Raw genomic sequence first — 18,618 nt, 5'->3', positions numbered from 1 at the left:
AAATTGATCATTAAAGTAAAAATGGCTTAGGTATCGGCAGCTTAATAAAAGCTGCACAGTTGAAGTAGCGGGAGTATCCAATTAATTGAAACAACGCATTTTGATGGTCGCGGCTGAAAACGGTGCCCTTGCGGGCGCCAAGGTTGGCGGTATGGCGGATGTCATCCGTGATTTACCCGCCGCTCTGGCAGGTGTTGATTTGTGCGCCGATGTGATCATGCCAAGCTATGGCTTTTTGACTGCGGTAGCGAATCAACCCCAAGATCTGGGTGAGTTAACTGTGGCCTTTGGTGGTCGATTGGAGCGGGTGCATTTGTTTTCCATGCCCCATCCCCATGTGCCAGAGGCGATGATTTATCTGCTCGAAAATGCATTATGGCAATCCGTTCCTGGGCAAATTTATAGCCAAGGCAGCGCCGAGCGTCCTTTTGCCGACGATGCAACTAAGTTTGCTTTCCTTTGCGCGAGTGTCGCCACGGCATTAGCTACGGGTCGAGTGCCAATGCCGGCTGTGCTGCATTTACATGATTGGCATGCGGGCTGCTTAGCCATGCTTAGGGCGTTTGTGCCTGATTTCAGCGCACTTAAGCAGATTGAGTGCGTATTCTCCATCCACAATTTGGCTCTGCAGGGGATACGTCCCCTAAGCCAAGACTCGTCCTCGTTTGCGGCTTGGTTTCCCGAGCTATTTGCGTCTTTAACGCAGGGGCAAAAACAGCTGATCACCGATCCGCGTTATCCCCACTGCGTTAACCCAATGCGCATGGGGATAGTGCTGAGCGATAAAGTGCATTTAGTCTCACCCAGTTACGCCAAAGAAGTGTTGCAGCCGTCCAAACCTGAAGCGGGATTTTTTGGTGGCGAAGGGTTAGAGCATGACTTACAGGTCAAGGCTAATGACGGCAAAGTGGTGGGGATTTTAAATGGCTGTGTATATTCATCGGCAGCCGATGTAAACCCTAAGCCAAAGGCGCGCATTCAAGGGGCTGAGTTTAAACAACTGCTCAGTGCGATTGAGATTGCGTTAGTGCAATGGCAGGGACATCAAACCCAAGTGAGCGGCGTGGACATGATTGCCTTTGCGCGCACGCAAGCCCATTGGCGTCAAGCGATGGCGGAGCAAGTACCGAGCTTGTTACTCACTTCGGTGGGCCGTTTGACCGACCAAAAAGTCTTACTGCTGCGCCATCAATTATCCACGGGCTTATCTGTGCTTGAGACCTTACTTAAAGCGTTGAAGCAGATAAAACCGACGGCGCTACTGATTTTACTCGGCAGTGGCGACGCATCGATTGCTAAATCCTTCCAAGTCTTAGGGGCTAAATACGATAACCTATTATTTTTGCAGGGATATAACGAGGCGTTATCCGAGGCGCTGTATCAGCATGGCGATCTCTTCTTGATGCCAAGCTCCTTTGAGCCCTGTGGTATCAGTCAAATGCTCGCGATGCGCGCCGGACAGCCTTGTTTAGTGCATGGTGTGGGCGGATTGAAGGATACCGTTGAGGATGGCGTAACTGGCTTTGCTTTTAACGGCAATAGCTTAGACGAGCAAGCCGAAGCATTTTTGCAAAGGTTGATGCAAGCCATTGCTTGTTTCGAGGGGACAACATGGCCAAAGGTACGTGCGGCGGCCATGGCACAGCGTTTTGACTGGCATTCCATTGCTGAACAATATCGTCAACAACTCTATTGCAAAGTGTGATGTGGTAAAAGGAATTAGCGCATGATTTCTAAGTGATTCTGCTACACTAGTGAGGGGAATGTTAAAATTGTATCAAGCCCCCTCATTTATTGGAGTCGCTCTCTGAGTCATGGATAAAGGTATTCTCTTTCCGTTAGTGCAAAATGCGGCTTTGCTGCTGGCGTTGGTATTTTTGTACGACGTGATCCCTAAAAAGCATCAGCGGCAGTATTTCTTACTGTGGCGTATCATTATTGGGATGCTCATCGGTGGTATTGGTATCACCATCATGAGCACGCCTTGGATATATCAACCGGGCGTTTTTTTCGATACTCGCTCGGTTATCCTCTGTATTTCAGGCCTCTTTTTCGGTGGTTTGCCGACCTTTATTGCTGTAGTGATGACGGCGCTATATCGCATCAGTATTGGTGGCGCTGGGATGTGGATTGGTGTCGGCGTGATAGTGTCATCCGGGTTAATCGGGGTGATTTGGCGTCAATATCGTAAATCCTATTTAGCGAACATTTCAGGTGGAGAAATCTTTCTCTTCGCCTATGCAGTCCATATCGTGATGTTGTTGTGGTTCGTATTTTTACCTAATGGCATAGGAATGCCCTTACTCGAACAAGTCACCCTACCTGTGCTCACCATTTTCCCTATTGCGACTTGGCTGCTGAGCCGCCTGTTGTCACGGCGTTTTGAGTTAGAACGTGATGAACAAATTCGTCTACAGGACGATTTTCTATTTCGCAGCCAATTCAACGCGGGCAACATTGGTATTGCGATAACGGGGATTGACCAAAAGTGGATAAAGGTGAATCCACGTTTATGCCAAATGCTCAAATATTCAGAGGCTGAATTGCTGCGGATGACGTGGGCGCAAATCACCCATCCCGATGATTTAGAAACCGATGCGCTGAAATTTGAGCTTATGCTGCAAGGCGATATCGATAATTACGAGATGGATAAGCGTTTTATCGTGAAAGACGGCAGCGTGGTTTACACCCATATGACAGTCGCCTGCAAACGGGGTGGCAATAACGCCGTGTTGCTTGTTATTGCTGGATATTTAGATATTACTGCCCAAGCCTTTGCCGACCAAGAGGTACTTGCTAGTCGTGAGCAACTCGAACTGGTGCTGAGCAGTAGCGATCTTGGGGTATGGGATTGGGATATTCGTAATGATCGTATCGAACGTAACGCCCGCAGCGCCGATATTCTCGGCTGCGATGTGGATATGCTCAACGCCAACAGTCGCCAATGGATGGACGCGATTGTCGCCGAAGATAGGCCTAAAGTGTTGCACTCGATTGAGGCCCATATTCGCGGCGAAACGGCGCAACATAAGATGGAATATCGCCTAAATACACTCAATCGCAAAGTGCGCTGGATTTTAGACACAGGTAAAGTGGTGAGCCGCGACGCCAACGATAATGCCCTACGGATGTGCGGAACCTATACCGATATTACCGACGCAAAACTTATCGAAGAGTCGTTGAAATTGTCGGCGCTGGTTTACGATAACAGCTCTGAAGCTATGAGTGTGCTCGATGAAAAGGGCGTGATCATTACCGTCAACGCCGCCTTTAGCGTGATGACCAGCTATCGTGAATTTGAAGTACGGGATCAACATATTCGGCTGCTTTATTGCGACCTCAATGGCCGTGATTTTTACACCAAAATGAACAATGAGATCCGTGAAAAGGGCCAATGGCAAGGGGAAATGTGGCAGCGGCGTAAAAATGGTGAGGAATATGTCATCTGGTTAACCATCAATACCATCAATGACAAAGAAGGCCATCCCTATCGGCGGGTGGCGCTGTTTTCTGACATTACCGACAAGAAGCAAAATGAGCATCTTATCTGGAAGCAAGCCAACTACGATACGCTGACGGGCTTGCCCAATCGGCGCATGTTATTGGAGTATTTAAGCAGCGAAGTGAAAAACGCTGACCGCAATCGCAACCACTTTGCCTTATTGTTCTTAGACTTAGATTTCTTTAAAGAAGTGAATGACACCTTAGGCCATGCCATGGGCGATTTACTGTTGATAGAAACTGCGAGCCGCTTAAAATCCTGCGTGCGTGATGCCGATGTTGTCGCGCGTCTTGGCGGTGATGAATTTACTGTAGTGTTAAGTTCGATGGACGATCATAAGGGCATTGAGCGCGTTGCCGAGAATATTCTGCGGCGAATTGCCGAGCCCTATGTGCTGGGGGAAGAAACAGCTTACATCAGCGCCAGTATTGGGATCACTTTGTATCCCGATGATTCGACTAGTATTGAAGGCTTACTTAAGCATGCAGATCAGGCTATGTATGCGGCGAAAGATCAAGGCCGCAATCGCTTCAACTATTTCACCCCGTCGATGCAGGAATACGCTAAATACCGCATGCGCTTGATCCAAGATTTACGTCAAGCGGTCGTGAATAAAGAATTTGAACTGCATTATCAACCGATTGTTGCCTTAGCAACGGGGGATGTGACTAAGGCCGAGGCCTTGATCCGTTGGCACCATGCAGAGCGTGGCGCTGTGTCACCTGCCGAGTTTATTCCGGTGGCGGAAGACACTGGGCTGATTGTTGAAATTGGCAATTGGGTGTTTGAGCAAGCCGCGCGTCAAAGTGCGGCATGGCGCCATGAGTTAGGGGTTGAAATCCAAATCAGCGTCAATAAATCCCCAATCCAATTTCGCGATGAAGGCACGCTGCTCAATGATTGGCTGAAGTTGTTGCAAGATCTCAATATCACGGGCGCGGGCGTGTGCGTTGAAATTACCGAAGGCTTGTTATTGGATGCCAGTATGGGCGTGACCGAAAAACTACTGGCCTACCGCGATGCGGGCGTGCAAGTGTCGCTGGACGATTTTGGTACTGGCTACTCGTCACTCGCCTATCTGAAAAAGTTTGATATCGACTATCTTAAAATCGATCAATCTTTTACCCGCCATATTGATACCGATTCAAACGATCAAATTCTCTGTGAGGCGATAATAGTAATGGCCCACAAATTGGGAATGAAGGTGATTGCCGAAGGTGTCGAAACCGAGGCGCAGCGCCAAGTGTTGTTGGCAGCAGGTTGTGACTACGGCCAAGGTTACTTGTTCTCAAGACCTGTGCCTGCCGCTGAATTTACCCAAAAATACCTGCAGGATCCGCCGTTAGTTTCCCGTGTCTAAGAGGATATTCACTACGGGATGATAATTGCCTATAAAAACGCCGCGGATTTTGCTAGACTCCGCGGCCCCGCGTTGGGGCATTGAGTATCACCTCGCATCAAAGTTTTACTACTTAGCTAAAGAGTCCCTATGAAATTTGAAACACTCGGTTTATCTTCTCCTATTTTGAATGCGATAACTGAGTGTGGCTATCAGCAACTCACTCAAGTGCAAGAGAAAGTGATCCCGCTTGCCTTTGAAGGCAAAGACATTATGGCCTGCGCCCAAACGGGTACAGGTAAGACGGCTTCCTTTGCTCTGCCTGTACTTGAAAAGCTGGCGGCTGAGTCTTTAACAAGCGACAGCAATGATAAACCGATTTTACGCGCGTTGGTGATGACTCCAACCCGCGAACTCGCGATTCAAGTCTGCGAAAACATCCAGAAATACAGCCAGTTCCTGCCACTGAAAACCTTAGCGGTTTACGGCGGCGCCAACATGAATCCCCAGCGTAAAGGGGTAGAGCAGGGCGTTGATATTTTGGTGGCAACCCCAGGTCGTTTATTCGATATTATCGGCCAATTCCAGTTAGATTTATCGAGCGTCACTACCTTAGTGATCGACGAAGCCGACCGCATGTTGGACATGGGCTTTGTGCGCGACATTGAAAAAGTGAAACGCTTAATTGCGCCGCAGCATCAAACCATGTTGTTTTCAGCGACCTATAGCGATGCGGTGAAACAACTCGCCGAGAAAATGCTGAATGAACCTCAGTGGGTGAATGTTGCCGATACGACAACGGCATCTACAGTAGTGCAGGAAGTGTATCGCGTTGATAAACGTCGCAAAGCCGAGCTGTTGTCAGAACTCGTTGGCCGCAACAATTGGCGTCAAGTGTTGGTTTTTGCCAGCACGAAAGAAAGCGCCGAGCATTTATTGCAAGAATTAAAGCTTGATGGCATAGCCGCAGGCGTGTTCCATGGTGATAAAACTCAAGGCGCCCGTAATCGGGTGTTAGAAGAGTTTAAAGCCAGTAAATTACGGGTGCTGGTGGCAACCGATGTGGCTGCACGTGGGTTAGACATTCATGCCTTGCCTATGGTGATCAACCTTGAATTACCTTTCCTCGCCGAAGATTATATCCATCGTATTGGTCGTACAGGCCGTGCAGGATTAACCGGCCGCGCGATTTCGTTCGTGTCACCTTCAGACGATGAAATGCTCGCTGAAATTGAAGCCTTGATTGAGCAAAAACTGCCCGTGTCGGTACAACCGGGTTATGAAGAAGGCACGCCTTTACCTGCCCGCTACCGTGATGCGCCAGCGGCACCGATTAAGCCGATTGGAAAGTGGAGCCATAAGGCGCCGCAGGATCGTACTATTGGTCAGTCTCGTCAGGGTAAGTACGCCAAAGGTAAAGCGCAGGACAGCAAAGCAGGTGGCGATAAATCCTCTAGCCGTGCTAAGCCTGCGTCAGGCTCAGGTAAGCCGTTTAATGCGACTAAACCTAAGTCGAATTTGGTGAGCAATAAGTCAGGTTTTGGTTCTCGCACCAATAAGTCAAAATAAGTTAAGTCTAAATAAGTTAAGTTGAAATAAGCTAAGCCCAACAATCAAGGCTAATAAGCGCCAAGCGCCTGTCAGCCTTGCTGTTTAACGTTTGCCTAGTTGGTTAAATAGCCCCGCCATTCTAAAAGCGCATCCTCACCGATGCGCTTTTTGTTGAGCTTCAAAGCCAATACTTCTACACTCGAGCGCCAAGCTTTCTATTCGAGCGAGTTTCCTTATGATTATCAAAGCGATTCCCACCAATATCATCACAGGTTTTTTAGGCGTAGGTAAAACCTCTCTGATTAAACAATTGCTGGCGACTAAACCCGCGGATGAGACTTGGGCTGTGCTGGTCAATGAGTTTGGTGAGATTGGCATTGATGCGGGGTTACTGAACTCCTCCGATAACGGCATACAAATTCGTGAGGTTGCGGGTGGCTGTATGTGCTGCGCCGCGGGCGTGCCGACGCAAGTGGCGATCAATCAGTTGATTGCGAAAGCGAAACCTGACCGCTTACTGATAGAACCGACTGGGCTTGGGCATCCTAATGAAATTATTAAAGTATTGAGTGCGCCCCATTATCAGAATGTGATTTCACTGCGCAGTACTTTATGTTTGGTGGACGCGCGTAAAATCCACGATCCTCGCTATCGCGAACATGCAAACTTCATCCAACAGCTGCAAGTGGCCGATGTGATTATCGCGACAAAGTCAGATTTATATGATGCCGAAAATACCAAGTTACTCTATGAGTTACAGACCTATTTAAGCCATATCGAACGCACTGATATTCCTGTGGTGAGCCACACTAACCAGCAACCTTTACCTAGCGCGCTACTGGATTATTTAAACCAACCAAGGCGCGTGTCACTCAATATGAGCAGTAATGGTGGCATAGTCCCTAAGCTAGGTAATCTTACAACGACTGCTCCTAGCTTGTTCCGCACGGGTGGTTCGCGTTTGAGTGAGCTAAGCCTCTTTGCCGAAGGTGCAATCGAAGTCGCTCTTGAATTCGATGCACGCGGCATAGTGCGCAAGCAGAATCAAGGCGAAGGCTGTTTTAGCTGTGGCTGGGTGTTTGATCCAAGGCAAGAGTTTGATTTCGATAAATTAATGGCGTTTATTCAACGCCACACTCAGTCATCAGACGTCGGGCAAGTATTGCTGAGATTAAAGGCCGTGATGATCACCTCTGAGGGCATCGCCGGATTTAACTGGATTGATCATGAGTTTACTGTGGTTGAACTCGATGACACCTTAGATTCCAGACTTGAGATGATTACAGTGAATGACGTCGATTGGGACGAGATTGAGCTGCAGTTGCTCGCCTGTCTTTGTTAACGATTAACTGCTCACTGACTTTCCCATCGCCCTTTATTACACATGTGAGCATATGTTAGGCGGGTGCTAATAAAGTTGCAGCGGTCGTACATGAAGGAACAGTCGTGCATGATCAGTCGCGCCGGCTTAGTAAGGTAAGGTTACACGATATTCTTGGCCGAGTGTCGTAAAGGTGCCATTTTGGATCATGTCCTCGAAAAAACGGTCAAACCTATGTCTTAAGGGATCAAATTTCGCCTGTTTCGGAAATGCCATAAAACCATCTTGGACATCGATTATCGGCGTGATTGGGGTAATTGCCTTAGGGATTTTGATTTGGGCAAGCACGGCATCGGTATTACGGCTGTTTGTGGCGAGTAAATCTAAATCCCCCCGAGAGAGGCGTTCTATCCCGCTTTTAATATCGACAAATTCATTGATGTTCAATGATTTAGTTTGTTCATTAAACGTCGGGCCATAACTCCAACCCTGCATCTTACCAATCCGTTGACCTTTAATGCTGGCATAGTCGCCATTCCATACTATTTCATTGCCTACACGTGCATAGAACACCATGTTATCGCGGTAAAACGCTTTCGTCGCAAAAGCCAAGTTTGCTTCACGCTCTGGGGTATCGTAGGGACCAATAAGAATATCTGCTTGGCCACGTTCGACCATAGAAATCGCGCGGCGCCAAGGGGTAATTTGATAGTGAATGTTCACACTTTGCTGCTGGGCGAAGCGATTTAAAATATCGACACCTAAGCCGGTATATTCGCCATTAGGCTGTAGTTCGAAAATTTGGCTGAAACTCGCACCCACCGCGAGCAGGTCTTTGGCCTGCGCAGTCAAGCAAAGGCTGCTGAGCGCCAAAAGGACGACTTGTGCAAAGGCTTTGCTGAGTATCATGGCATTCCTTGTGTGGTTTGAATGCGGGAACTTAAGGCACGGTATCTTGTAAAAAGCGGCGATATCGTTAGGACATTCACTGAAGTAAAGGTTAGCAAATTTTACCCTGATTGGGGCGCACGTTAACATTTTAATGTTTTGAGATAAACGCAAGATTATTTTTCATACGCTGAATCGCAAGGGCATTAAGCCGTTGTTCTTCAATTGATACATCATCCTATCCTTCAGACTGTTTAATTAAGCCTAAAGGTGTCAATTTGTATCGCTCGCGGGTGAGGATGAGAAATGTATTTTAGCTTTGCGTTTAAATCAGTTAAGGCCGAGTAAAGGGGATTGCGGTATGCTCTGCCACTAATTGATTGATACGCCAACGCTAGGCGGCCTATTTGAGCGGGATGTTATGAAGCTGCAGGAAATAGATAAAACCTTGTACCGTAAAAACATGAATTTATTCATCGTAATTTTAGTTGTTAGCTTAGTCGTGCTGTCACTGATTTTTGGAGCTGGGTTGATTGCGCTGTTTGGTGCGACGCCTGTGCCGGGTGAGCCTACAGGTAATTTCCATTTGAATCTCTTAGGGGTGATTTTCAGTCTGGGTCTGTGTAGCGCAGTGATTTACAACTTGAAGGATAAACCCTTCTTTAGTGAAATTTATTATGTGTGGCAATTAAAGCAGCTCCATAATCGTATCTATCGCAAGTTGATTAAGATTAAAGCCGCTGCGGCGCAAAATGATGTGAATGCTTTGATTATACTGCTGTTTTATTACACGAGTTTAAGACAAGTGTATGAACTCGATGACAATACGCTGACCTTGCCGGCGCTGACTCAAGATCTCAATCGTTTGAATGCACAAATCGAGAGCTTAGGTTTATTGCTGTCGCCTGAACAATTTACGCCTGATCTGCTGACGCGTCCTTTTTGATACTGACAAGGCAAGATGAGGATCGCTCCTCACCTTGCCATTATCTAGCCCTTATCTTGTCTTTATCGCCCTTACCCCGAATGAGGTTAGCGAGTCCCGCTTAGGCGGCTTGCTGGGCTCTTTGCAGTGTGAGTAACCACTTACCATAGATAAAAATCCCCACTGCTGAGATAGTCCCTATGGCGGCGATGATGTACCACGCCATGCCAATGTTATGGCTGTGGTACAGCAGTTGGGTAAGATCCTGGGCGCTTTCACCTGTGTAGCTCACCAAGGTAGTAAAGGCTTCACCTTGGGGAATGGCGCTAACCTCAGTGCTGTTCATGCCGCGCTCTAGCAACAAATCCCGCGAAAACAATTCCTTCGATGCATAAATTTCATAGAGTTTAGGGCCAAAGTAGCCTTCTAATCCCCAGCCGATCCCTTGGGGTAACATCACAAAGCCCAAGTACATGGCTTTTTTACCTTCGGGCGCTATGTTGCCCATAAACTCATTTTTCTTCGGGCTAATCATCATTTCGCCAATGGAGAACATCGCAATTGCGAGCACGATAAACCAAGCCGCATGGAAGGCGCCGATAAACACAAAGGCCAAAATACTCAGCAAACAACCCATAAACATAGCAGTAGTGATACGGTATTTAGCCGTCAGTGCGGCGACGATAAAGCAGCAGGTCATGATCAGGCCCGCATTAAGGTTGAGCATGCCTTCGGGCATCACCTTAGTGCCTTCGTTATTGAGGCCAAGCCAAAATTGCAGAATGCCGTTACTGGTGCCTTCGCTGCCAAAAAGGGATGTGACGATTACGCTGGTATCGACCCATTCGGAAATATGGATAGGCAACACATCGAATAGGGCATTGAACAGGAACCAAAAGCCTGAAAATACCAACATGTAGTAAATCACAATCGGCTTTTTCAGCTCACGCCAAGCATCACGCCACAGGGCTTCTTGTTTGACTTCACCCGACTTGATTTGTTTATTACGTGCGAGTCGCTCGGCTTTGCCTGGTTCTGTATAGGTCAGTAAAAATAAGAAGTTGAGTGAGATAATCGCGGCGCAGGCGAAAAACACATTGTCCCACGACAATTGGCGCATATGTACGGCCACTAACGGCCCGAGGAAACCGCCAATGTTGACGACTTGGTAAAAAATGCCCCAAGCCATAGAGGTATTATTGCGATTGGTGGACAGCACTAAGGTGCCTTGAATGCCCGGTTTAAATATCCCTGTGCCGATGGCAAGGAGTAATGCGCCAGCAAGGAAACCCCAAAAACTGGGAAAGAATGCCATCACCAGATAGCCAAAAATTTTAATGATGGTGGAGCCAAAGATGGTTTCTTTGTAGCCGACGCGGTCTGAGATTCCACCCGTGAACACGGGCACAAAGGTTTGCATGATCGCCCACAGGGAAATAATAATGCCGTAGTCGCTTAGGCTGATGCCAAGGCCGCCCGCAGACTCAGGCGCTTTAGCGTACAGTCCCGCACTGGCTTTGACGCCGTAGTAAGCGATACGTTCGACTAACTCCATCCCGCCGACCAGCCAAAACACATAACCTAAGCTAGTAATGGAGGCCCACATACCGAGCTGTTTGACTTCGCGCAGGTCGTTGCCTGCATTTGGACTATTCTGACTCATGTCCTTCCCTTATTATTGTTATTGAATTTATTATTAATTAAGCCATTAATTATCAATATCTTAAATTTTTATAGTTAATCATTTCATCTTGCTAAAATACGCGAATAGGCTTGCTTGAGCTGATACTTTACCTAATTCGGCCTTAAACACCAAAAAAGTAGCAAAAAATGATGAGTTAGCCTACATCTGTTATTGGACTGTGCTCGGTTTGTCATTTGACTGAAATTGGACTGTGTAGACTTAAGTCATTGTGATGATTAATCTTTGTGGTTACATCTTCATACTTAACTTGCTTTGAGTTACGGCTGATTTTAGGTACAATCCATTGTCGCATTTTTGTTCACCCGATCATTTTTCTAAATAGATACGACTCTTGCCCCTTTTTTGTGAGAAACGCTAATGACAGCAATAACATCTAATCATGCTCCTGCGGATATGAGCCTGCTCGAGGAGCCGATTGCGAAGCTTTTTTGGCGCTATACCATACCCACCATTGCCTCTATGTTGGTGACGGGCGTCTATGTGACGATTGATGGCATCTTCGTTGGCCACTATTTGGGTGAAACTGGGCTGGCGGGGATGATGTTAGCCTATCCAGTCGGCGCTATTTTGTATGCGATTGGCGCCATGATCGGCATGGGCAGCGCGGCATTAGTGTCGATAAACCTTGGTCAAGGCAATGTGGCTAAGGCCCGTAAATTGCTCGGTAATGCCTTTAGTTTGTGTTTATTGGCGGGAGCCATTTTTGCCCTCATGGGTGGGATATTCTCGCGGGATATTTTGATCGCCCTCGGGGCGCAGGGGGACATTCTCGAAAACGCCAACGAATATCTGTTCTGGTATTTTGCCCTGTGTCATTTCCCCATTATTTCAATGACCTTCACCACACTGCTGCGTAATGATGGTCGGCCATCTATGGTGACTTGGGTGCTGATCTTGGGCGGTGTATTAAACACTTTCTTAGATTGGCTGTTTATTGTGGTCTTCCCCTTTGGTTTAGCGGGCGCAGCGATTGCGACTATGATGTCGCAGGCGGTGACTGGGCTTTTGTGTTTGCAGCACTTTTTCAGTCCTCGCACTCAGCTGAGGATCGACCTTGAGCAGATGAAGCTCAAGCTCGACAATTGCTTGAACATAGCCCGTGTGGGTTTACCCAGCTTTTTGATGAACCTTTATTTGTCGATAGTGTTAACCCTACACAATACAGCTTTTTTGTGGGTGGGCGGCCCCTTACACGTGGCAGCCTATGGCGTAGTCAGTTACACAGAAGCATTTTTCTATTTGATTTTTGAAGGTATTGCCCTCGGCACGCAGCCAATTTATAGCTTTAATGCGGGCGCTGGGCGTTTCGATCGAGTTAAGCAAGCACGTAATATTGCCTTTGGCATGACGCTGCTCACCGCAGCCTTGGGCTTAGCGCTGATTTATTCTCGCCCTGAATGGCTAGTGTATTTGTTTGCTGGCGATAATCAGAACCTAACGCCCGTGGCGATTGAAGGGATGCGCTGGTATTTCTGGGGCTTACCGATGGAAGGCTTAATCTTAGTCGGTGCGAGTTTCTTCCAAGCGATTAATTGCTCGAAACAAGCCTCTATGCTGACCGGCGCGAAACTTATCCTGATCGCGGCGATTATCTACTGCTTCGCTTGGATGTTTGGCGTGATTGGTGTGTGGGTATCGCTCGCAACCTGTAGCACTATTCTGACGATATGGATGTTCTACGCCATGAAGCGAGTCGAGGCGCGGCTGCAATAACTCTGTTTTGTTCCAGTCTTGTCTGTGCCTGCTTTTTTGCGTGCGCTGATGATGAGGGAAGAGGGCAAAAGAAGGCAAAATAAGCGGCCAGACAAGCGGCCAGACAAGCGGCCAGACAAGCGGGAAGAACAGAACCAGAATAGCGGACATAAGTAGTTAGTTTTCCCTGAGTTTCATAATCGATTTTACAATTGATTTCACCATTAATTTCACGATTGTTTTCAGTATCGGGGCGATTCATGGCCCCGATTGCCATTCAACTACTATCTTTCTGCGCCAAACATGACTTAGGGCTAGCGTGGGATGATGGCCTCTGATACATTTCGCTGGTTTAATCTGCTATCAAAAATGACGCCTTCAAGCGGGCGGTTTTTTCGAGGTCATAACCCTCAGAAAACCGGCTAGATTCGCTTTGAAATTTGGGTCAGTTGATCGTCGATATAACTGGGTATTGAGCCGAATGACTCGCTCGTTGATTTTAGTAATTTATGTTTTATGAGGCCCTTATGCGCACCACTGCAGTCATTTCTATGCTGTTGCTTGGCGTGTTAACCACTGTTAATGCCAGTGCCAAAGAGAATGAGTTAGTGTTTGCCAGCGACTTTGAAGGCAATCGTTTATCTCAACCTTGGTCGTGGATCATGGGTTGTCAATTTGAAGGCGCTGAACCCCACAGTGGTGAAAGTGCGCTGTTATGTGCCGAAGGCAATAGCAGCATAGTCAGCAAGTACCCCATTTCTGAAGCGGGTCTATTGGAGTTTTGGGTTAAAACCCAAAATACTCAAACCCAGTATCGAATCAATGTATTAACCTCACCAGTATTAAAGCTCGATGCCCAGTGGCAGCATGTTGCCTTAATCGATATCACTCCGGGTGCGAACGAGTATTTAGCACACAGAGTCTCTATCGACGATCCCAGCCGCCAGTATATTCGCCTCGACATTGAGTCCATTAATGGCCCCATCAGTCTGGATGATTTGAGCTTAGATAAAATTCGCCTCGATATGGCCCTGCAAAAAAATGAGCAGAAAATTATCGGCGGGATTTTAGATAAGCTTAAAGCTGACAAGAATTACGAAGTGCAGTCTGAGTCGTTCCGCACCTTAGGTAAAAACTACGCCGCCCAGCTTGAGAGCCAAAGACAATACCTCGAATACTCGAATGCCATCTATTCCAGTATCACCTTTGTGTTGGCAACCTCTGAGCGCAACAAGATGTCTAACCCTATGGGATATAACACCTTTAGGTCGGTGCTATCCGACACTAAACGTGTGGCATCACCTATCCAGCAGGCACGCTTGGGTTCTATGGTGAAACCCTTTGGCGATTTAGCCACCGCGACCTTAAATGTGGTCAGTGCCGGTGCTTATTCCGCCTTTGCCGAACCTTTTAAATCATTCTTGGCCGCGACCTTCGACCGCTCTAATTATAACAACAGCGACCTGAGTCGTAGTGATAAAAAGTTTGCCGAAGAAAATGGCCTGAAAATTTATCAGCAGGCCGAACGCTTTATGTCTGAAATCGAAAAAGAGCTGCAACAAGTCACAGCACTAGATAATGATTTAGTCAGCATGCAGAAGAACTTAGATACGTTCCGTAAGGATCTCGATAAGCATCTACGCGGCTATTTACAGCATGCCGGCATTGCTCGCACGCCTGAAAACTACAGCCGAGTGATGAGTAAAGACGAGCAGACTCGAGCACTTGTGATTACTGAGGCGAGTGCCAATATCAGCGCCAAAGCCGAAGCTTTATTGGCTTCGAATAGCAATGCTGAACTGGTGCAGTACATGATTAAAACCACTGAGAAGATTGATGAATTTCAAGAATTCAAGGAGCGTTTTAACCAGATCACCTCGGCCATGCTAACCTTCTACGATAAGTTTGAACGTTCGATTGCCACTGAACAAAACCCCTTCACCGACCCAAGCGATCGCGCCGTATGGGAGCAACACGCCCAAAGTGCTCGTAACTATATTCGCCAGTCGAAGGAAGCCTTCACTAAAGCCTTTATGTAACGGATTGTTGTAGAAACATCGACTGAGCTTTTTTCATCGAAATGGCAGCGCAAGTCTTTTTCGCTGCCATTTTTTATATCCGCAATTTACCAAAGCGATCGTTAAATAAGTCTCTATGGGGCGACAGTCCTCGTCTGAAATGCACCTATTTTTAATTAGTTAGAACGTTTTTTGCCTCAAATGAAGTCTCGTTGCTTTTGAACACTCTTATTCAAGCCATTTTAGCCAGAGCAGGTTGTAGGCAAAGTGAAAGTGCATTATGTTTTTGATCTAAAATGGATAGCCATATTTTTGTTTTGGTACAAGGTAATTAATAATCTTTTAACGAGGCGTATATGAATAAAAATTTTTACTCCAAGCTTTCTGATAATTTAAGTGGTTTATTTTTTGTTTCTAAGTTTAAATTGGCAAAAATATTTGTTTCAGAGAGCTCAGATGACGAACTTTTGAAAGGTGTTTTTCTTATCAAAGCTCGCACAGGTATTTTAGTTTGTACTTGGTTTTGCCCGTTGATTCATTTTTCTTACCCTAGTGAACCACTAACGTTTTGGGTTTTTGATGGATGGGAACTTGGAGGAGGACGTAGTGGACTAATTTCATATAATGTAAATTCTGAATTATTATCGCCTAAAAAAGATGAGGATACATTGATAAATGAGGTGGCTGATTATATTACCCAAAGAGTAAAAGACTTTGATGATGTAAAAACACAAAATGATTTTATTAAACTGTTAAGTTTATTTCCATCATCAGTTTCTGGTGTTTATAGTCAGTTGAATTTAGGCCTGTTGCATTACTGTGTTGGTGATAAGTTGCTTGGAGAAAATATAATTAGAAATGCAATAGAATCAAAGGGGGGATATCCATTAATAGAAGGCGATGTGGTTGAGTTTTTATCTTGTCTAGATATGGGGGAAGATAAAACAAATGAATATATAGAAAAAATGAAAATACGTAATAGACAATATCTTGAAAAGTTTGGATTTTATTTGCATAAATAAATTTATCTATGGAAAAAGAATACAGTGACACCCAGCGCTGAATAGCGCAGTTGTTAACCTCCGACTATGCTTGGGTTAAGCATTAAACAAGGAGGTTTGTAGAGGCTGTACATAATTCTGTGTCAGGTTAATTTCACAGATCGATATGGTTTTCTAAGCGCCCCTCAAAATGAGGCCGCGCCCTCGCAGAACTCAGATAAGTGTTGAAGACACTCCCGTCTATCACAAAGGAAGAGGTTTACACTGGCTTACAACACACACCATATCTTAAGTTCGCTCTGCGATGGAGTTCATAGACTTCACAACCTAACAATGGCTCAGTTCTATTAAGAACTGCGCCAAAACGTTCAAAGTAGTCTTCATTAACCTGTTTTGCACTAATAAGTGGTACTTCAATACTGATATCTACACGACCTTTACGTATTAACGCGGGGTCAAGATTATCAGGATGATTTGTGGTCATTATTACAAGGCAGTCATCAAGAGGAATGATTCCGTCTAACGCGTTTAGAACGCCACCTAAAGTGAGTGGTGGGTTATCTGCATTGCTTTCAGCAGTTCGTGATACCGTAGCCTTTACACAGTCACAGTCCTCGATTAACAACATAGCTCCGGGCGGTACCTTTCTAATAGCCTTATGAATAGTGGCATCATTTACAGTCGATAGATTCAATATGTATAGATCGCGATGATACTCAACAGCTAAGGCTCTCGCTATACCCGTCTTACCCGTACCCGTTTTTCCATGTAACAGTATGGTTAGCTTACTTACAACCGATTCCCCCCTACTTGCGAAGTTATCAACTTCCCCCATCAACTCCTGCTTAAATCCTTCATCTAGCACTAATTCACTAAAACCCGATGATTTCAATATGCCATAGCGACACCATTCGGTTTCTTCGAAAATATTAACTTTTGGCTCAGTAGAGATGTCTCCACGAGTATCTTCTAAAAAACTATGTAGTTTATCTTTTGCCCACCATGGTGCACTTACAGTAATAGTATCGTATGCCATAGTACTATCGACCTTAGTACGGGTTGCCAACATAAAACAACCACCGTATTTAAACAGGTGCATACCGTAGCCGATAGATTTAACACTGACACGCCCGTCGTAATTCATACCATAGTCAAAGTACACAGCCTCAGAGATAGAGCGTGAAAAAAACGGAATGGTAGTATTACTGATCAAAAAGGACAGCTTATTGAATATCTCTGTGCGCGCCTGATGGCTATCGTCTATCGTGAGCCGCACAAACAGCAGGCTACTGAGCCCACTTAACAGCTTCGCGGGGACATCTTTTAGTATGTAGCCTACGAGTCCAATTAACGTTAATGTTAATACTCCAACAATGACAGCCGTCAACAAAGGATCACCATTGGTGAGTGCCTTTATTTGTAGTAATACCTCGTTCATTTACTCACCTTTACTATAAATGCCTAATGGACATAGTCGAGAATACAGCCAACCGAGTCGAGGATACGACCAAGGTATCCTCAGTATGTGCGCTATCGCACGAGGTTAAAGCGACTTGATAAAGCTCCCCTTCTTATCACTAACGATTGCCTTAGGTCGTAGCGATATCACACTTTAAATCAACATCTTAATATTAAATTTATATTTATATTTAAGCGCTCACTAACGTGCGCAAATAAATGTCAGAGATGACGCCGTTCATCAAAGAGCTGGATGGGGCGGCCTTGCATCCACGGATTGACTTGCACAACATCCGTGTTTTACTGCCCGTTCGCTATCTGATAGGCAGGACGCCTGAATGTCGTGCAATGCAGGGATGCATGAGAACGACCATGGCTCTCGTTCATAAGCTTGTCGTTCATAAGCTTAGAGGCCCTAGGTTTCTATTCACCGAGTCGGCGAGTGAATGCCATGGCAAGCCTTTAAACTGTTAGTCAATAAACGTTAATTGGTAAGCTGTGTTAGTGGTTTATCAGCCTACAACTCAAATATCATTCAGCGAAGTCTCAATCAGAAAGCCGCTAAGGAAGGCGGCTTTTGTGTTTCGATTATTCCATAACCCTTGAATTTTCTTGGTTACTTGACATCTCGACTTTTATTCGCGGTGCTAGAGCAAATACACGTTCAAGCTGCAGGCGCCGTGGGCACCGACGACGAGGGCTTGTTCGATATCGGCGGTTTTTGATGGACCCGCGATAAACACCCCGAACTCACCTGAGGCTAGCGTGATTTCTTTAGCTGCCTGATGTAGGGTCGGCACAATCTTATTCGCTGGCAGGGCTAAGATCAGGTTTTCACAGATAAAAGGCGTGACTCTGTGGCCTAAATTCTTATTGTTCACCCAAATGGCACCGTTTTCGGCAACGCCAATGTCACCTGGGATCACTGCATAATCTATGTTTTTGAGCTCGTGGGCAGTGGGTGGCATTTCACGGTTTGCCGTGACACCCTCTACAAGGGAGATGACCTGTAACCCTTGGGCGATATGTTCATCGACTTTGGCTTGCAGGGCGACTAAGCCACCTTCTTTATGCAGCGTACCCGCGACCGTGTTGAGGTTAGTCTCGAACTGGCCGACGAGATTTTCGACCCTTGGCGTCACATCTATGCTTGGCATAGGATGATTTGTTAAGGCCGACAGTTTGAGCGCATTGAGAATTTCAAGTTTACTAGACATC

At 46.2% G+C, this 18,618-nt stretch carries 12 protein-coding genes; 8 read left to right on the top strand and 4 right to left on the bottom strand.

The window, feature by feature from the left end:
* The first annotated feature begins 85 nt into the window (after positions 1–85).
* From Q4Q52_RS06755 to Q4Q52_RS06740, 4 genes are all read left to right on the top strand, one after another.
* On the top strand, positions 86–1,705 hold the full coding sequence (locus Q4Q52_RS06755; RefSeq protein ID WP_311990162.1) for a glycogen/starch synthase: 1,620 nt from the start codon (positions 86–88) through the stop codon (positions 1,703–1,705).
* 109 nt (positions 1,706–1,814) lie between these two features.
* Positions 1,815–4,862, top strand: a complete 3,048-nt coding sequence (locus Q4Q52_RS06750; protein WP_311990161.1) for an EAL domain-containing protein — start codon at positions 1,815–1,817, stop codon at positions 4,860–4,862.
* Between the two features lie 129 nt (positions 4,863–4,991).
* Positions 4,992–6,410 carry a DEAD/DEAH box helicase gene (locus Q4Q52_RS06745; RefSeq protein WP_311990160.1) on the top strand — a complete coding sequence of 473 codons (1,419 nt, stop codon included), beginning with the start codon at positions 4,992–4,994 and terminating at the stop codon, positions 6,408–6,410.
* A 217-nt stretch (positions 6,411–6,627) separates the two neighbouring features.
* Complete coding sequence (locus Q4Q52_RS06740; RefSeq protein WP_311990159.1) at positions 6,628–7,734, top strand: GTP-binding protein; 1,107 nt, start codon at positions 6,628–6,630, stop codon at positions 7,732–7,734.
* Positions 7,735–7,860: 126 nt separating this feature from the next.
* Here the strand turns inward: Q4Q52_RS06740 and Q4Q52_RS06735 are convergent, their stop codons facing one another.
* Complete coding sequence (locus Q4Q52_RS06735) at positions 7,861–8,622, bottom strand: ABC transporter substrate-binding protein (RefSeq protein ID WP_259573972.1); 762 nt, start codon at positions 8,620–8,622, stop codon at positions 7,861–7,863.
* A gap of 400 nt (positions 8,623–9,022) precedes the next feature.
* Here Q4Q52_RS06735 and Q4Q52_RS06730 point away from each other — a divergent pair, with 400 nt between their 5' ends.
* The gene (locus Q4Q52_RS06730) at positions 9,023–9,547 is read left to right on the top strand and encodes a DUF3087 domain-containing protein (protein ID WP_006085138.1); all 525 of its coding nucleotides are present in this window, start codon (positions 9,023–9,025) and stop codon (positions 9,545–9,547) included.
* A 100-nt stretch (positions 9,548–9,647) separates the two neighbouring features.
* Here the strand turns inward: Q4Q52_RS06730 and Q4Q52_RS06725 are convergent, their stop codons facing one another.
* The gene (locus Q4Q52_RS06725; RefSeq protein WP_311990158.1) at positions 9,648–11,189 is read right to left on the bottom strand and encodes an MFS transporter; all 1,542 of its coding nucleotides are present in this window, start codon (positions 11,187–11,189) and stop codon (positions 9,648–9,650) included.
* Between the two features lie 399 nt (positions 11,190–11,588).
* Between Q4Q52_RS06725 and Q4Q52_RS06720 the strand changes: the two genes are divergently transcribed.
* The 3 genes from Q4Q52_RS06720 (at position 11,589) to Q4Q52_RS06710 (ending at position 15,963) form a co-directional block, all read left to right on the top strand.
* Positions 11,589–12,944: an MATE family efflux transporter gene (locus Q4Q52_RS06720; RefSeq protein ID WP_063882661.1), complete on the top strand. Its 1,356-nt coding sequence runs from the start codon at positions 11,589–11,591 to the stop codon at positions 12,942–12,944.
* 506 nt (positions 12,945–13,450) lie between these two features.
* A complete protein-coding gene (locus Q4Q52_RS06715; RefSeq protein ID WP_311990157.1) occupies positions 13,451–14,962 on the top strand; it encodes a hypothetical protein in 1,512 nt (503 codons plus the stop codon).
* A 335-nt stretch (positions 14,963–15,297) separates the two neighbouring features.
* Positions 15,298–15,963 (top strand): hypothetical protein, encoded by a 666-nt coding sequence (locus tag Q4Q52_RS06710; protein ID WP_311990156.1) that lies wholly within the window; start codon positions 15,298–15,300, stop codon positions 15,961–15,963.
* A 238-nt stretch (positions 15,964–16,201) separates the two neighbouring features.
* Here the strand turns inward: Q4Q52_RS06710 and Q4Q52_RS06705 are convergent, their stop codons facing one another.
* Positions 16,202–17,380 carry an AAA family ATPase gene (locus Q4Q52_RS06705; RefSeq protein ID WP_311990155.1) on the bottom strand — a complete coding sequence of 393 codons (1,179 nt, stop codon included), beginning with the start codon at positions 17,378–17,380 and terminating at the stop codon, positions 16,202–16,204.
* 667 nt (positions 17,381–18,047) lie between these two features.
* Complete coding sequence (locus Q4Q52_RS06700) at positions 18,048–18,617, bottom strand: LUD domain-containing protein (protein WP_006080875.1); 570 nt, start codon at positions 18,615–18,617, stop codon at positions 18,048–18,050.
* Position 18,618: the final 1 nt, after the last annotated feature.

Origin of the sequence: Shewanella sp. SP1S2-4 (assembly GCF_031932075.1) — a bacterium.
Lineage (GTDB): Bacteria > Pseudomonadota > Gammaproteobacteria > Enterobacterales > Shewanellaceae > Shewanella > Shewanella baltica.
The sequence above is the reverse complement of the archived record's forward strand: the minus strand, read 5'-3'. Positions and strand labels throughout refer to the sequence as shown.

What these genes read in the sequence shown, in the direction of transcription:
- Q4Q52_RS06750 (WP_311990161.1), top strand. Translation starts at nt 1,815, where the DNA reads ATGGATAAAGGTATTCTCTTTCCGTTAGTGCAAAATGCGGCTTTGCTG.
- Q4Q52_RS06745 (WP_311990160.1), top strand. Translation starts at nt 4,992, where the DNA reads ATGAAATTTGAAACACTCGGTTTATCTTCTCCTATTTTGAATGCGATA.
- Q4Q52_RS06740 (WP_311990159.1), top strand. Translation starts at nt 6,628, where the DNA reads ATGATTATCAAAGCGATTCCCACCAATATCATCACAGGTTTTTTAGGC.
- Q4Q52_RS06735 (WP_259573972.1), bottom strand. Translation starts at nt 8,622, where the DNA reads ATGATACTCAGCAAAGCCTTTGCACAAGTCGTCCTTTTGGCGCTCAGC.
- Q4Q52_RS06730 (WP_006085138.1), top strand. Translation starts at nt 9,023, where the DNA reads ATGAAGCTGCAGGAAATAGATAAAACCTTGTACCGTAAAAACATGAAT.
- Q4Q52_RS06725 (WP_311990158.1), bottom strand. Translation starts at nt 11,189, where the DNA reads ATGAGTCAGAATAGTCCAAATGCAGGCAACGACCTGCGCGAAGTCAAA.
- Q4Q52_RS06720 (WP_063882661.1), top strand. Translation starts at nt 11,589, where the DNA reads ATGACAGCAATAACATCTAATCATGCTCCTGCGGATATGAGCCTGCTC.
- Q4Q52_RS06715 (WP_311990157.1), top strand. Translation starts at nt 13,451, where the DNA reads ATGCGCACCACTGCAGTCATTTCTATGCTGTTGCTTGGCGTGTTAACC.
- Q4Q52_RS06710 (WP_311990156.1), top strand. Translation starts at nt 15,298, where the DNA reads ATGAATAAAAATTTTTACTCCAAGCTTTCTGATAATTTAAGTGGTTTA.
- Q4Q52_RS06705 (WP_311990155.1), bottom strand. Translation starts at nt 17,380, where the DNA reads ATGAACGAGGTATTACTACAAATAAAGGCACTCACCAATGGTGATCCT.
- Q4Q52_RS06700 (WP_006080875.1), bottom strand. Translation starts at nt 18,617, where the DNA reads ATGTCTAGTAAACTTGAAATTCTCAATGCGCTCAAACTGTCGGCCTTA.